Annotated in this window: 14 protein-coding genes; 8 read left to right on the forward strand and 6 right to left on the reverse strand. The window is 39.3% G+C overall.

From position 1 onward, the window contains the following. Positions 1-156: 156 nt before the first annotated feature. From ACIQZD_RS12105 to ACIQZD_RS12120, 4 genes are all read left to right on the forward strand, one after another. Complete coding sequence (locus ACIQZD_RS12105; protein WP_402902544.1) at positions 157-1,683, forward strand: spore germination protein; 1,527 nt, start codon at positions 157-159, stop codon at positions 1,681-1,683. An 18-nt stretch (positions 1,684-1,701) separates the two neighbouring features. Next, positions 1,702-2,793 carry a GerAB/ArcD/ProY family transporter gene (locus tag ACIQZD_RS12110; RefSeq protein ID WP_402902547.1) on the forward strand — a complete coding sequence of 364 codons (1,092 nt, stop codon included), beginning with the start codon at positions 1,702-1,704 and terminating at the stop codon, positions 2,791-2,793. Beyond that, complete coding sequence (locus ACIQZD_RS12115; RefSeq protein WP_402902550.1) at positions 2,790-3,875, forward strand: Ger(x)C family spore germination protein; 1,086 nt, start codon at positions 2,790-2,792, stop codon at positions 3,873-3,875. The genes ACIQZD_RS12110 and ACIQZD_RS12115 overlap by 4 nt, the downstream gene beginning before the upstream one ends. A gap of 254 nt (positions 3,876-4,129) precedes the next feature. Next, a complete protein-coding gene (locus ACIQZD_RS12120; protein ID WP_402902553.1) occupies positions 4,130-4,681 on the forward strand; it encodes a RidA family protein in 552 nt (183 codons plus the stop codon). Positions 4,682-4,792: 111 nt separating this feature from the next. On the opposite strand, the gene cysI is transcribed toward ACIQZD_RS12120, so the two are convergent. Both cysI and ACIQZD_RS12130 read right to left on the reverse strand, forming a co-directional pair. Continuing rightward, positions 4,793-6,511: an assimilatory sulfite reductase (NADPH) hemoprotein subunit gene (gene cysI, locus ACIQZD_RS12125; protein WP_402902556.1), complete on the reverse strand. Its 1,719-nt coding sequence runs from the start codon at positions 6,509-6,511 to the stop codon at positions 4,793-4,795. Between the two features lie 26 nt (positions 6,512-6,537). After that, a complete protein-coding gene (locus tag ACIQZD_RS12130) occupies positions 6,538-8,352 on the reverse strand; it encodes an assimilatory sulfite reductase (NADPH) flavoprotein subunit (protein WP_402902559.1) in 1,815 nt (604 codons plus the stop codon). 327 nt (positions 8,353-8,679) lie between these two features. Here ACIQZD_RS12130 and ACIQZD_RS12135 point away from each other — a divergent pair, with 327 nt between their 5' ends. Beyond that, positions 8,680-9,588 carry a LysR family transcriptional regulator gene (locus ACIQZD_RS12135; RefSeq protein ID WP_402902562.1) on the forward strand — a complete coding sequence of 303 codons (909 nt, stop codon included), beginning with the start codon at positions 8,680-8,682 and terminating at the stop codon, positions 9,586-9,588. A 312-nt stretch (positions 9,589-9,900) separates the two neighbouring features. Next, positions 9,901-10,215, forward strand: coding sequence for an iron-sulfur cluster biosynthesis family protein (locus tag ACIQZD_RS12140; RefSeq protein ID WP_402902565.1), 315 nt, complete (start codon positions 9,901-9,903; stop codon positions 10,213-10,215). Between the two features lie 247 nt (positions 10,216-10,462). Here ACIQZD_RS12140 and sigH read toward each other — a convergent pair whose 3' ends face one another. Together sigH and ACIQZD_RS12150 are read right to left on the reverse strand one after the other, a co-directional pair. Continuing rightward, positions 10,463-11,110 (reverse strand): RNA polymerase sporulation sigma factor SigH, encoded by a 648-nt coding sequence (gene sigH / locus ACIQZD_RS12145; protein WP_402902567.1) that lies wholly within the window; start codon positions 11,108-11,110, stop codon positions 10,463-10,465. A gap of 624 nt (positions 11,111-11,734) precedes the next feature. Further along, positions 11,735-12,238: a DinB family protein gene (locus ACIQZD_RS12150; protein ID WP_402902570.1), complete on the reverse strand. Its 504-nt coding sequence runs from the start codon at positions 12,236-12,238 to the stop codon at positions 11,735-11,737. A gap of 325 nt (positions 12,239-12,563) precedes the next feature. Here ACIQZD_RS12150 and ACIQZD_RS12155 point away from each other — a divergent pair, with 325 nt between their 5' ends. Both ACIQZD_RS12155 and ACIQZD_RS12160 read left to right on the forward strand, forming a co-directional pair. Continuing rightward, positions 12,564-12,878, forward strand: a complete 315-nt coding sequence (locus ACIQZD_RS12155; protein ID WP_402902573.1) for a MerR family transcriptional regulator — start codon at positions 12,564-12,566, stop codon at positions 12,876-12,878. A gap of 56 nt (positions 12,879-12,934) precedes the next feature. Beyond that, positions 12,935-13,321 carry an FCD domain-containing protein gene (locus tag ACIQZD_RS12160; RefSeq protein WP_402902576.1) on the forward strand — a complete coding sequence of 129 codons (387 nt, stop codon included), beginning with the start codon at positions 12,935-12,937 and terminating at the stop codon, positions 13,319-13,321. A 390-nt stretch (positions 13,322-13,711) separates the two neighbouring features. Here the strand turns inward: ACIQZD_RS12160 and ACIQZD_RS12165 are convergent, their stop codons facing one another. Both ACIQZD_RS12165 and ACIQZD_RS12170 read right to left on the reverse strand, forming a co-directional pair. Next, complete coding sequence (locus tag ACIQZD_RS12165; RefSeq protein ID WP_402902579.1) at positions 13,712-14,671, reverse strand: VOC family protein; 960 nt, start codon at positions 14,669-14,671, stop codon at positions 13,712-13,714. Positions 14,672-14,711: 40 nt separating this feature from the next. Then, positions 14,712-15,500, reverse strand: coding sequence for an SDR family NAD(P)-dependent oxidoreductase (locus tag ACIQZD_RS12170; protein ID WP_402902584.1), 789 nt, complete (start codon positions 15,498-15,500; stop codon positions 14,712-14,714). Positions 15,501-15,536 lie beyond the last annotated feature (36 nt).

The following is a 15,536-nucleotide window of genomic DNA, read 5'->3' on the forward strand; positions in this document are numbered from 1 at the left end:
TTTCAATTTTTTTATGCGAACAGGATATGGAGGCAACTTTTATATGAATTTAATGATTTTCCTTTCTGAAGCGAGCGACATTAACATCCAAAATGGTTAATTTGTAATTAAATTGCAAATGCTAGGATAATAAGCTTTAGTGCAGAGGTGACAACATTGTTTAACCGCAGAACGTTCAAAAAAAAGCCAAATCAACCAAACGAAAAAAATGAAGAATTAAATAAAGTTTCGGAAGTAAGGGACCTTTTCAATACCCTATCTTCATCCAATGATTTCATAAACCATCAAGGAACATATAATGGCATAGGCTATTGGGTCTCTTTTTATCGTTCTTTGATCGATGCACAGGTACTTCATGAAAGTGTTCTTTCGGTCATACCTACTCTGGAAACGATAAATTTGGAGCAAATAAAAGAAAACATTCCTATTGAAAATACACTGATCACCAGTACCAAGGTTGTAATCGAAGAAAGGATCATGAGAGGCGAAATTGCACTTCGTTTAGATGGAAATCTTGATGAATGCCTATTAATCAATGTTTCGGCACAACAAGGAAGACAAGTTGAGAAACCTGAACTTGAATTTGGAATCATAAGTGCTCAAGAAGCATTTGTCGAGGATCTTGATATCAATCTTAATTTAGTCAGAAAAAGGCTTCCTGTCCCTGGGTTGCAAGTAAGTGAAATGATTGTGGGATCCTTGTCTAAAACGAAAGTGGCAGTTTTATCGATAGAAGGGATCGTTGATCAGGAAAATGTTGATAATGTTATACAAAGGATTAATGACGTAGAGTTTGATGAAATATTGGACGGGTCCTATCTCGCGCAGATGCTATATGATAATTCAAATACCTTATTTCCCCTTTTTCTAAATACGGAAAGGCCTGATCGCATCGCAAGTGCATTGGCTGAAGGTAAAGTAGCCCTGTTAATCGATAGGTCGTCCTCTGCACTTATTACTCCAACCATTTTGTTGGAATACTTTATCACCATGGAAGATTATAATATGCCGTGGATTCCGGCATCTGCGTTCCGTTTATTAAGGATATTCGCGGTCGCTTTTTCGATATTTGCCACTCCCATTTATGTTGCCGTGCTGACCTATCATTATGAACTGATTCCTAAAGATCTCTTGGAAACGATCGTCACTTCCAGGAACTTAATACCTTTTCAGCCATTGATCGAAGCATTATTCCTGGAGATTTCCATTGAGTTATTACGGGAAGCGGCTGCCAGGCTGCCAACAAAGGTAGGTCAGACATTAGGTATCGTCGGCGGTATCGTTATCGGTCAAGCCGCCGTTGTAGCTGGTTTGACCAGTAATATCTTATTGATCATCGTTGCGCTCTCGGCATTGGCATCATTTGTTACTCCCATTTATAAAATGGGGAATGCCATTCGGCTGCTGAGGTTCCCCTTCTTAATCGGGGCCCAAATTTGGGGGCTGCTGGGCATTACCATAGCAGCCGTGTTTTTAATGACCCACCTTATCAAATTAACGTCAATGGGACACCCGTACCTCGAACCGATATACCCATTCCGCATGCAAGATTGGAAAGACAGCTTTGTTCGGCTTCCATTTAATCTTTTCAAATCGCGGCCTGTAAATTTACGTCCTGATGATATATCCAGACAGCCACAGCCCAAAAAAGCAAGAATCAAAAAAAATGATTTTAATGAATGATCTAAATGAGGGTCCTATATGAACCAAGCTGGAGTTAATGAAAAGTATAAAGTATCACCGTTCTATGTGTTTTTTTTAGTGCATTCCATACAAACAGGAGTAGGCGTTTTGAGTTTTCAAAGAGTTTTAGCGAAGTCAACGGGAACGGATGGCTGGATTTCGATACTGCTAGCGGGCCTGATCGTTCATATAATGATTTGGGTCATATATAAAATCTTCAGTATCGTTCCTGGTGATATCATTTCTGCAAATAATCAAGCATTTGGAAAATGGATGGGGAATTTCTTCAGTCTATTATTCATTCTTTACTTTTTGATCCTTGGGATGACTGTCATGATTAGCTATATAAATGTCATACATGTATGGATGTTTGAAGAGGTACCATCTTGGGCATTTTCAGTGGTCTTCCTGGTTTTGATTTATTATATTCATACGGGAGGATTCCGAACAATTACGGGTATTGCCTTTTTAAGCGTCATTTTGACATACTGGCTTTTATTTGTCCTATTCTATGCCATGAAATATTCTGAATTCAACAATTTGCTTCCTGTTTTCCACCACACACTATTGGATATATTGAAAGGAACCAGAAGCACTTCATTAACGATGCTTGGTTTTGAAATGATCCTGATGTATTACCCGTTCATCAAAGATGCTAAAACTTCACAAAAATATGCTCATGGCGGGGCCTTAACGACAACCTTAATGACCGTATTCGTTTATTTGGTTTCACTTGTTTTTTATTCACAAAAACAGTTGGAACTGACTATATGGCCGACACTGTCACTGACCAGCATTGTCGAATTGCCCTTTATCCAGCGGTTTGAATATATAGATGTTTCTTGGTGGGCCATCGTTATCATACCTAACATGACCATCGCCTTGTGGGCAGCAAGCCGTGCCTTCAAGCGCTTATTCAATGTTCAGCAAAAGTATCCATTATGGGGGATGTCGATCATTATCCTGCTTACCAATATATTTATTTTTGATATCGATTCCCTATATATCTTGAATAAAATAATCGATCCATACGGCGTGCTCTTCCTTGTTTTATACTTGCCTTTTCTTTTGGTCATCATCTATATAAAGAAAATGAGGAAACGTATATGAGAAAATTATTTCTTGTTATCTTGGCTTTTCCCCTCCTATGCAGCTGCGCCCAGCCAAGGGTGGTTGACGAAGTCAATATGTCCCAGGCCATTGGCTACGATATACTGAAGAATGATAATGTCGAAGGATTGTTCGTCATCCCCATCTTCCAACAGGACAAAATGGGTAAATATCAAATTTTAACTGGAACATCGACGACAACGAGTGATGTCCAGGCTGTCGTTTCCAAAAAAGCGGATAAGCCGGTGTTGCTTGGACAGACACGCATCATTTTATTTAGCGAGAAAATGGTTCGGGAAATCGGAATAACAGAACTGACCGATTATCTCTACCGTGAGCCACAACTTGGAAACAGGGTCATTTTGGCCATCGTTGAAGGAAAGGTCAAGAATGTCATAAATTCGAAACCACCAAATACGAATGTGAATATTGGAATCTATTTATCGGATTTAATCAATCAACAAAATGAAACAGGGAACGGACCGGATACTAACCTCCATCTTTTTTTAGGAAACTCACTAGAAACTGGCGGCGATTCGTATCTTCCTTTAATTAAATTGATTAATAATGAAGTTGCGGTTTCTGGAGTCGCCCTATTTCATGAAAATAAGATGGTCAGTAAAGTCCCCACGGATGATATGTTCATTTTCAAGACATTAGTTCAACATCACAGGCGGGGAATATACAAATTCAAATTAAAAGACAAGCAAGAAAGCGATATCGTAGTGGAAAGTATCCGAAGCGGTTCAAGTTATGAGGTATCCAGCTCAGAAAGAAATCCCTCGATCACGATCAAGATCAAAATTAAAGGACAAATCAAGGAATCCATGCGAAGTGAAAACCTTACCAATAGAAAGATGATAAAAAAAATTGAAAAGGAAATGGAAGCAGATTTAACGAAGCAAGCAAACCGTCTTATGAAAGGTTTTCAGAAAAAATCCCTTGATCCGATAGGTCTGAAGGAAAAATATCATGCCAAAAATAAAAAACTGACCTATGAACATTGGAAAAAGATTTATCCGACAATGGACATTAATATAGAAACCAAAGTTAACATCATCCAAACAGGGGTATCAGAATGATGAATTGTCGATAGGCCAATTAGAATTCTTCATCTGGTCGGAAGACTATTTTCATATTAAGTGGGCTACAAGAATGCTTGTGAACAGCTCAGTTATTTAACTGGATGGCTGGCAGGTGTTTTGAAAAAGCAAGTATTGTGGTTAGCCGGATTCATGAAGAATTTTTAAAAGAAGGTAAAGTACCTTCCAAAGCAGGACAAATGAATCAGATTCATTTACCTATCGTTGTTACATAAATAACAGGAGCTGACTTTATGAAAACACCTATGAAATCGATCATCGCTGCCTCAGTATTAGGTATAAGCATAATCGCAGGATTCTCTTTTGCTTCTGCAGATAACGAAAAAGATGAATTGAAATCAGATAAAGTGACCTTCTTTGGGTCCCCAACTTCTGAGATTTCCAGTTCAGTTGCTGTACCTCAAAGTTATAACCGGATATTGTTTAGCGGAACAGTAGCTCCTCTTTTAAACAAGGATGGAAAAACCACTTATGAGAGATATGGCAATACAGAAAAGCAGGCAATCGGGATTTTAGAGAAATTAAAAGCAGATCTGAAAACAAAAGGACTTTCCCTTGCTGATGTAACCTATCTGCGTGTGTATGTCGCGCCAGATCCGAACAAAGGAGATGCACCAGACTATCAAGGTTGGTTCGATGCCTATGCTCTGTTCTTTAATACAAAAGAAAATCCAGTGAAAACAGCTCGTTCAACAGTAGGCGTTGAAAGTTTGGTTTCGCCGGATTTCCTCATTGAGATTGAAGCAGAAGTAGCCTATAAAAATAACAGCAAGTCAAATAAATAGACGATAGAAGTGTATGGTCATGATTCAACATATCGGTGTCCCAGGCACTCCGGAAAACCTTTCGAATACCAAAAGAGACAGGAAGTTATTCCTGTCTCTCGTTTGTTTTAATCAATCATGAAAATTCGTTCCATCCGTCACTTCTTTAACAATGCCTGCATTGATGACGAAGTCGCCGAAATGCTCTCCTTGCTGACGTTCTTTTGCGTAACGGGAAAGAAGTACACGCAGCTCTTTTAATATCTCTTCTTCACCGATGTTTTCACGGTACATTTTACTTAATCGGCTTCCGTCGAATGCAGCACCGAGATACATATTATATTTGCCAGGTGCCTTACCGATAAAACCAATTTCCCCGAGTGCATGCCGGGCACATCCATTCGGACAACCGGTCATGCGAATCGTGATTTCTTCGTTCCTCAGGCCGTTTTCATCAACGATGGTCTCGATTTTATCAAGCAGAACCGGCAAATAACGCTCTGCTTCGGCCATTGCCAACCCGCATGTTGGAAGCGCCACACATGCAATCGAGCTGCGTCGGAGCGCCGAATGATGAGCACCATCCGTCAAACCGTATGTTTCAAGCAATTCTATGATCTTTTTCTTTTTCTGGCTTGACACATCTGCAATGATAAGGTTTTGATTGGCCGTCAAACGGAAATCACCCGTATGGATCTTTGCGATCTCGCGCAAACCGGTCATCAGCTTGTATTCATTGATATCGGCAATTCGGCCACCCTCGACAAATAGTGTAAAATGCCATTTTCCTTGCATCCCTTTTACCCATCCATAGCGGTCACCATTATTATCGAAATGATAAGTTCTCTCTTCCTCCAGCTTCCAGCCTAAACGATTTTCCAGTTCAGCCTTTACCGCTTGGAGCCCAAGCCGGTCTACCGTATACTTGAACCGAGCATTTTTCCGTACAGATCGGTTCCCGTAATCTCGCTGAATCGTAATGATTTTTTCAGCCACATCCAGTATTTTGTCTGGCTGGCAAAAGCCGATTACCTTGGCTAGTTGAGGATATGTCGCCTTGTCACCGTGGGTCATTCCCATTCCGCCGCCGATCGCCACATTAAAACCAACGAGTTTACCATTTTCAACAATTGCTATGAAGCCAAGATCCTGGGAGTAAACATCAATATCATTGGATGGAGGAACGGCAATGCCTATTTTAAACTTCCTTGGCAAATAAAGCTTTCCGTACATTGGTTCGACTTCCTCCACTTCAGGAGAACCAACCACTTTTTCTTCATCCAGCCAGATTTCATGGTACGCCCTTGTACGCGGCAAAAGATAATCACTCAATTTTTTCGACCATTCATATACTTCGGAATGGATCTCGGATTGAAATGGAATCGAATTGCACATTACGTTCCGGTTTACATCTCCGCATGCAGCGATTGTATCCAGCATGGAAGCATGGATTTCCTGAATGGTTTTTTTCATATTCCATTTTAAAATACCATGCATTTGAAACGTCTGTCTTGTTGTTAATTTCAAAGTTCCGTTACCGTATTTCTGAGCGAGGTCATCCATAACAAGCCATTGAGAAGGCTGTGCTACCCCGCCGGCCATGCGGACACGCAACATAAACTGATAGGCAGGCTCCAGCTTTTGTTTTTGACGCTCATTGCGTAGATCCCGGTCATCCTGCAAATAGCTGCCGTGATGTTTCATTAATCGGTTGTCATCATCCGGGATACCAGCGCTGATCCGATCCTGCATCACTTTTCCAAGTGTACCTCGCAAATAATCGCTTTTTTCTTTAATTTGCTCAACATCACTGGGCGGGCCTTCTGGTGCTTTTAATAGTGTTTTCACCATGTTGTTATCTCCTTTTCATCCAAATTTCAGTACACATCACGTTGATAGCGTTTATTCTGTTGCATTTCTTCAAGATAAGCCTTCGCATCAGCATGGCTCATATTGCCTTCTTTTTCAATGATCTCAATAAGCGTATTATGGACATCATGTGCCATGTTTTTCTCGTCACCGCAAATGTATACAGCTGCACCTTCTTGAAGCCATTCGTATAATTCCCCGCTGTGCTCGCGCATCCGGTTTTGAACATACACTTTTTCTTCAGTATCTCGTGAAAAGGCAACATCCATTTTCGTAAGTACACCTGTTTTCAACCACTTTTGCCATTCGGTCTGATAAAGGAAATCCGTCACGAAATGCTGATCGCCGTAAAAGAGCCACGTTTTTCCTTTCGCTTCAGCTTCTTCGCGATCCTGGATAAAGGATCTGAACGGAGCAATGCCCGTTCCCGGTCCAACCATGATAATTGGAGTGTCTGGGTTCTCCGGCTGCTTGAAGTTCTGGTTATGCTGAATGTAAACGGGCAGCGTGTCCCCTGGCTGTAATCTGTCCGCACATAAAATGGAGCAGACACCGTTTCTTTCCCGTCCGTGACTTTGATACCGGACAGCTCCGATTGTCAAATGCACTTCATCCGGATATGCGGATAAGCTATTCGCAATCGAATATAGACGGGCTGGCATTTTCCGGAGTATCGATACGAACTCTTGCGCCGATTCGCCCCATGAGCCAAAATCACGGACAAAATCAAGCAAATCACGGCCTTCACGATATTCTTTCAACCTTTCTTCATTACCAGGCTCTAAAAGCTCCTTTAAATCCTCGTTACCTGAAAGCTGTGCCGCTTGTTCAATGAGCGATTTTGTCAAAACCGTAATTTCAAAATCGGAGATGAGCGATTCCCTAAGCTGTCGAAGGTCTCCCTGCTTATTGACCTTCACGGTTTCTTCAGGGTCCCAATTGAGTTCCGTAAGAAGCATATCCACTAAATCCGAATCATTTTTCGGATAAACACCAAGGCTGTCACCAGGTTCGAATGTAAGACCTGAGCCCTCAAGAGATAACTCAAGATGATGTGTCTCTTTATTGGAGCCACGGCCGTTCAAATTTATATTTTCCAACACTTCCGCTTTAAACGGATTTGTTCTCGAATACGTTTGTTCACTTACTGAGGCTTTCGCTGCGGGAACTGCAGCAATTGAACTGACTTCCCCTTCACTTAAACTAGAAAGTACTCCTTCCAGCCATTCGCTAGCAGGCTCATCATAATCAAGGTCACAGTCCATTCTCGGAAATAACCGTGTCCCGCCAAGTTCCTCCAAGCGTTTATCGAATTGTTTTCCCGTTTCACAGAAAAACTCATATGAGCTGTCCCCTAGCGCCAATACCGAAAAGCGGAGACCTTCAAGGCTTGGTGCCCTCCTGCCATGAAGGTACTCATGGAAGGACAATGTATTATCCGGCGGATCACCTTCTCCATGCGTGCTAACGGCAATCAGAAGATTTTCGATTTTTTTCAAATTGTTGACTTTAAAGTCACTCATGGATGAAATGGTAACCTGAAAGCCATTACCCTCAAGCTTACTCGCCGCATTTTCTGCCAGCCCTTGAGCATTACCCGTCTGTGAACCAAAAAGAATGGTCACCTCTTTTGAAATTGTCTTCCCGCCGCTTTGAGCTTCCAATACCGGGGCGTCGGCTGAACTCATATTCGAAACTGACAAAGATGCAGTCAGATAACCGCTCAACCAAATTTTTTGTGTTTCTGTCAAGCTTGGCAGTAGGCTGTTAAGGAGCTCTGCCTGCTCTTGATTAAAGGGACTGTTACTTACCTGAAGTTGCACGATTTCCACCTCACAAAGGGATATTAACTTATCTTAGTTGACTATTATGTATAACGAGTGGGTTTAAACATTTTTATATCCATCCATAAATCAATTAACTCGTTTACTCCTATAGACCAAGTCGGTTTTAACTGCAAAAAAAATAGTCATATAGTTCATAGCACGCAACAAATAAAAAATAAGGTTATAAAGGACAATAGCCTTCCCCAGCCTATACTCTTCCTAAAATAAGTTTCTCATTAAAACTTTACTGGAAGTCACATCATTAGTAAAATATATATAATTTATTGTAACTATTAAGAATATTAATAATAAGGAGAAATTTCTATGTACTATGATGCTCTAAAAACATTCGTGACCCTTGTGGAGGTCAAAAATTTTACAAAAACAGCAGAAATGCTTCTTATGTCCCAACCAAGTGTAAGTTTACATATAAAAAAATTGGAAGAAGAGTTTCAAACGAAATTATTTCTCCGTTCTCCTAAATTCCTAAAAGTCACCTTGACGGGAGAAATTCTTTACGACCGGGCCAAGCAAATGATCACAATCTATGAACAGACCAGACAAGACATTCAGGAACACGATAGTTCCATCAAAGGCGAATTAAAGATAGGGGCAAGTTTTACAATAGGAGAGTATATCCTTCCTTCTTTACTCATCGACCTTCAAGAGGACTATCCTGAACTTGAACTTCAAGTCGTAATTGGAAACACGGAAGAAATCGTTCAAGCCGTTCGGCTATACAAAGTGGATATTGGTTTAATCGAAGGTCAAACTAATGAAAAAGAGCTTTCTGTTCACCCATTCATGCAAGATGAGCTATTCATTGTATCTTCTAACAATCATGAACTCGCTAATAAAGACGAAGTGGAGATTACTGATTTACATGACCAAGCATGGGTAACCAGGGAAGTTGGATCTGGTACTCGCGAATACCTTAACCACGTCATACGTTCCAATGGATTGAAAATTAAATCGATACTCACGATAAGCAGTAATCAAGGAATTAAAGAAACACTTATAAAAAACGGCTTAGGGCTGGCTCTGCTTTCCCGAAGTGTAATTGAAAGGGATGTACAAAATAAAATCCTTTCTATTATTCAGGTAAAAAATGAATCCTTTAACAGGACACTTTCGTACGTCTATTCCCCAATTATGGAAGATAAAAAGAATGTCAAGACTTTTATAACTGAATTAAACAAAAAATGGCCCATGAAAGCAAAGCCGATAGGATGATCATTGCGAAGAATGCTGTTTTATGAATGAAGTTACAGACTGGGAAATCCGGGAGCACGGTGTTTAACAGGTTGCTTATGTACACAAAACGCGGAAAAGTTGCATTAAGTAAATATCGACAATAAAGCCGAGTTTCCCGACGTTAAGGAAATATACTTAATTAAGAAGTCTAAGTAAATCCCAACTTGTCATTCTTATACACATTAACTTATAAACAATTGGGTATACGAATAACTAGAGGATTCATCATGGATTGATTTTTTTCCTTGTATAGATAAAAATAATATCAATTTTTGTATGGGAGCGGGTTTTATGAATATTGAGATTAAAGAAGCAGCGATTGAGCAACTATTAAAAGTGGATTATAAAGAGAATGAAGGTGTTCGTATCGAAGCCATTTATGTTGGAAGCTGTTCGATTTATGTGGAACACGAATTGAAAATTGATAATAAGAACGAAGATGATGAGAGATTCATAATTAATGGGGTCCCCATCTTAATATCAAGTGAGTCTAAAAAGCATCTTCCGGATAAAGTCTTTCTTAACTACAGTGATGGACTTGGATACAAATTATATTCAGACGAAGAAACATTGAGATATAATCTCCAGTTGAATAGAGTGAATTGATTTAAAATGAACATAGTAAAAGCCCTTCTGTTTCAGTTGGGCTTTTTGTGTTTATACTCAAGGAATTTATCATCGTCATTTACCTAGAGGGATTTTAATTTTCCCATAGGATTGCACTGCACTTATAGCCCCATTACCAGGGATGAATGCATTTAACTATTGTTTTAATCTATTTTATTTATTATTACTAAATCGTTTCGACGTTGTTGCAAATAATAATGAATGAAAATTCAAAGAATTATAGTTATTATGCTTCCAACCTCCTGGACTCGAAGTACCGCTCCAACTTCCTTTTTACCCGCTGAAGCGCATTATCGATCGTCTTTTTTGGAACATTCAAATCCTTTGATATTTCAAAATAAGTTTTTCCTTCCAGGTACAAGTCCACAACACTACTTTCCAACTCACTAAGGACTTCTGTTAAAATTAGCTCAATATCGCAAATTTCTTCTGATTTAATTAAGATCGTGACTGGGTCATTTTGTCTCTGTTCAGGGATTAGATCAATTAGGTACTGCTCCGACTCCCCTTGATAGATAGGCTTATACAATGAAACATAATTATTTAAGGGAGAATGCTTTTGGCAAATAGCCGCTTTAACAGCCGTTATGATTTGTCTTGTAATGCACAGTTCCGCAAATGATCTGAAAGACGACTTTTTGCAATTCTTGTAGTCCCGAATGGCCTTATATAGTCCAATCATCCCTTCCTGAAAGACGTCTTCCTTATCTCCACCTGTTAAAAAATACTTCAAAGCATTTGATTGAACGACACATCTGTATTTTTTGATTAAAAATTCCAGTGCATCTTCATCACCATTATGGATTTTCCCAACCAATATTACATCTTCCATATGAGCATAGTTTTCCTGTTTCTTCTCGATGATTACACTCATTTATTTTCCCCCACTCACTAAGTTGAGCCCCGACATAAAAATTGCATTATCACATCAATGTATTAAAGTACATTTAATATAATAATATCTCAGAAATGACGATAATGATATTCGCAAATTACGACATTTTTCAACAAAATTCTGATATTTATAAGTCCTGCACTATAACTATACATATTCGGTCAGCTTTAATTGATTTGGTAAAGATCTCGTCATTATAGTCGTTTTGTTTAACTCCTTATCATTGACGGATACAGTTGTGCCGGTGGTTGTGGCAATTACGGTGGGAGTTCAGGTTATGGAGGCTTAATAATAGCATAATTATAAATAATACTACTAAAGAACTATTCTGCAATAATGGTTTAACATAGCCTATTCAAAGCAAAAGACTGGAATCTATTGCACCTTTTACTTTTACTTCAATAGCTTTAATTGAAAAAAAGGAGAACGCCATTTAAAACATCTTCACTAATTCAGGTTTCATTTAAACCCTTCTTTGGCAAAAAAGCACCCTTCAAAGGATGCTTAATATATTATTTACTCAGTTATAAAATTGAGAACTGGGATTTAAATATTCGCAAATTCCCCGTTAGTTAAGATAATTACTTAAGCATGCATAAGTTATTAAAGTGGTGGACTCTCCACACCTAGATGAATCCAATCTTCTTTAGGCGGTCCATAAACCCCATAAGGTTTTATTCCTGCTTGACGCATCAGAACCGTAACTTGTCCGCGATGATGAACAATATGCTTGATTAGCCCCATAAGGATGGAAGCATTTGTTTCCTGTCTTCCAAAAGCTTCTTGTATTTGCTTTAGGGATGCGTCTGTCCATTGTTGTTCAATAATTTTGGCTGCGTGAGAACTTACATTTTTAAAAGTGATAGCAATTTCCCGGGCTGAAGATGGGACGTTTTCCGAACTTTCTATCCGGTCTATCTTTAACCCGAAATGATCTAGATAATCTGGAATATTCGTAGTGAAATGCCACGCAATTCTTCCTAAAGTGCGACCTTCGGGATAAACTTGTTGTTCTAATGAATCATCTGTCAAACTATCCAAAACATTCTGAGTCAGTATGGCTTCTTTATTCCATTCATTAATAAAATCCGAAATTGTACTATACATATAATACCTCCCCTATTCCGTTAGATAATTACTTTCTCAAAGCACATTATAAAACATATGTTCCCTCATTACAAATTCCTTATTAATCATTTTATTTTGAAACTAAACTTTCAGTCTTATCGAACGTCCATTGACTTTATATTTAAATGGATAACCAGGTTTAAATCGAATACTGGACGGTAAGTTTGTGACTGCAATTTTATGGACGTGGTGCTCTACAAATCATCCTACTACTAGCTATACACAACAAGAATCACTACTTTATAATAAGGGGTAATCATGTTATTAATATAGATAAATTCAGTGTTGGTTAGGAGATAAAGCCATGCAAAATAAGCTGAGTATAGGTGAAATGGCAAAGTTGCGAAGCGTAACGGTAGATACATTGCGTCATTACGATAAAACTGGATTGCTAAAGCCCTATCATATTGACCCTGAAACTGGCTATCGTTATTACTCCATTTCCCAGTATGAAGTTCTCGGAACGATAAAAGAATTAAGGGGAATCGGGTTTTCCTTAGCGGAAATCAAGCAATTTCTTACGAATCGCAATGTCAAAAAGTCGGTTCAATCGCTTAAAGAATCAATGGCCAATATACAGGAAGAAATTAAGAAATTGCAAGATATCCATAATATATGATGACACGATTATACAATATTGAACATTTCACAAACAGTTACAGGAATTCGGATATCGTGATAAAACATTTTGACGAACGGGAATACATCCAGCTAGCCAGTCCGGTAAGTTGGGGGGATACAGAAAATCTATATCTTGGATTCTTGGAGCTCGAAAACTATTCGATACAAAAAGCTTGTGAAGGAATTACGGAAGAGGAATTAAAAAAACTGGAATGGGCAACGGATAAACTGCAACAGGCGATTAATAGTAATGACCGAATAGCGGCAAGCCGTGCAAACATTGAATTTCACCGCTTATTATATTCCTACTCGAGAAATACCTTTCTCCAAAAGACTACGGATTCATTATGGCTTTCTTTTCGAATTTCCTTTTTGTCCGCCCGTAATGAATGGTTGATAAATCTTGTTATGAGGAACGAAACAACGAGCACTTACAGGTAATCCATGCCATTCGTGACAAAGATGCAGAAAAAGCAATAAAGGTCAATACGATCCATATCTTATACCTAGATTACATAAAACGTGTGTCACAATAAAATTTACATAAAAGGGTGCCTATTTTTGTTTTTTTTAAAATATTAATATTCTGAATTATTTGTCAATTTTTTTCCGTTTTGTTATTAATTTTCCCCCCTTTATTCCCGTACAAGGCCATGGGTGATGTCCCCTTCCTGCCCCATTGCCTTGTATATGCTTACTACGGTTTTCACTTGTCTAAGGAAATCTAATGACTAGGGTAATGCTGCGGTTCATCATTTCTAATTATGTAAGTTCCAAGTGCTCAGTCAATTGCATCCAGAACACTTCTTGATGATCAGAATTGAAACCATTTTACTCATCGAAACGTTCTAGCAATTCAATAATCACTTTATAGGTCGATGTTGTATCCATATAGGCATATCGGCCTTTTCCGTTAAAAAAGTTACCTGTCTGGATGACCGGATAGCCCATTTCTTCTAACATCTTCATTTTATCCTCCATGTCTTTAACGACAAAAGAGATATGGTGAACACCCTCACCATATTTTTCAAGATGATTTTTCCACGTGCTGGGTGATTCACCCGGCTCGATCAATTCAATTTGAATTAACGGCGTATCGATGAACATATATTTTGACTTTCCTTCAGTGGGCTTCCCTTTGTAAATCACGTTTGTAATATCGGTTGGACCAGAATGGATGATCGGAGGTTTTTCAATCCCCAACAACTTACAATATGCTTCTGCAGCCGCATCGAGGTCTTTTACAACTAACGCAATCTGTTCCACCTTGTTTGTCCCTAATAGCGGCTGAACGCTAGCATCTTCTGGTCTTTCCCATGCCGTTTCTCTCGGCTCTGCACTTTCAAGCATTTCAATTAACGTTTTGTGATCATCTAGTGTATCCACATATACATATCGGCCGTCACTTGAAGTGAATTCTCCCGTTTGCAAAGCTGGGTATCCACTTTTCTCCATGATTGGCAGCCTCTTTTGGATAGAGTCTACATCAAAAGCAATATGGTGAATCCCTTCACCTACTTCATCCAGGAACTCACGCATCGTTCCTGGATTTTTATCGGGTTCTATTAATTCAAATTGGACGGTTGGTGTATTCAGGAAAGCCAGTTTGGATTGTGATTCCGTTGGTACACCTCTAAAAGTGACTTTCGAAACAGAACTGTCACCAGTTAGAAACGGTTCTGCCTTCTTAATGCCAAGCAGTCTTGTGAAAGCTAGATTAGCAGCTTCAATATCTTTTACAACAAATGCGAGTTGATTAATATTCCTATTGCCCAATAGTGATTCAGCCATACTTATAAACCTTCTTCCCGTAGTTTATTTTGTTATGAACTCAACCCAGTCCGCGAACTGACAATCCTCCATCACTGGAGATGACTTCGCCGGTGATTGCACGTGCTGCGTCCGATGCTAACAGGACATATGCAGCTACATGATCTTCGGGCATCTGTGCAAGCTGAAGAGGGTTTCTTTTTTTAATGCTATTGGCCTTCGTTTCATTATCCACGATTTTAACGAATGGACGTAGGGGAGGAATGACCGATAATGCCGTCAGAGTGCCACCAGGCGCTACAGCATTCACCCTTATGTCAGGAGCAAGTTCAAAAGCAAGTTGGCGCATCAGACCTATTTGGGCATGCTTGCTTGCTGTGTACCAAACCCCGCCGCCATCCGGATAGAAACTAGCACCGGATACGGTGAAAATAATATTGCCATTCGATTTTTGCAGTTCTTTAAGAGCGGCTTTAGCACCGAAGAAAGATCCTTTAACGTTAATATCGATCAGAAAATCAAATGCTTCTGAAAGTGCATCGGGCGTTACGTCGGCAAATTTTGCAAATCCATCAAAGACTCCTGCATTGGCAACGAAAACATCCAGCTTTCCAAATTGCTTGACAGTGGCCTGAACAGCCCTTTCATTGTCTTCATATTTGCTTACATCGCCTTGGTTAATGAGGATTTCTTCACCAAATTCCTCTTTCATTTTATTTAGCGTTTCTATCGAGCGGCCGATAATGCTGACTTTTGCCCCTTCTTGTATAAAACGCCTAGTGACAGCCTCTCCGATACCTGAATTGCCTCCAGTAATCAACACCACTTTATCCTTTAACGCCATTGACATTGTAACCAGCCTCCTTGTTATCTCTTTTTATTCAAA

The sequence above is a fragment of the Peribacillus sp. NPDC096447 genome (genome assembly GCF_044762725.1).
GTDB lineage: Bacteria > Bacillota > Bacilli > Bacillales > DSM-1321 > Peribacillus.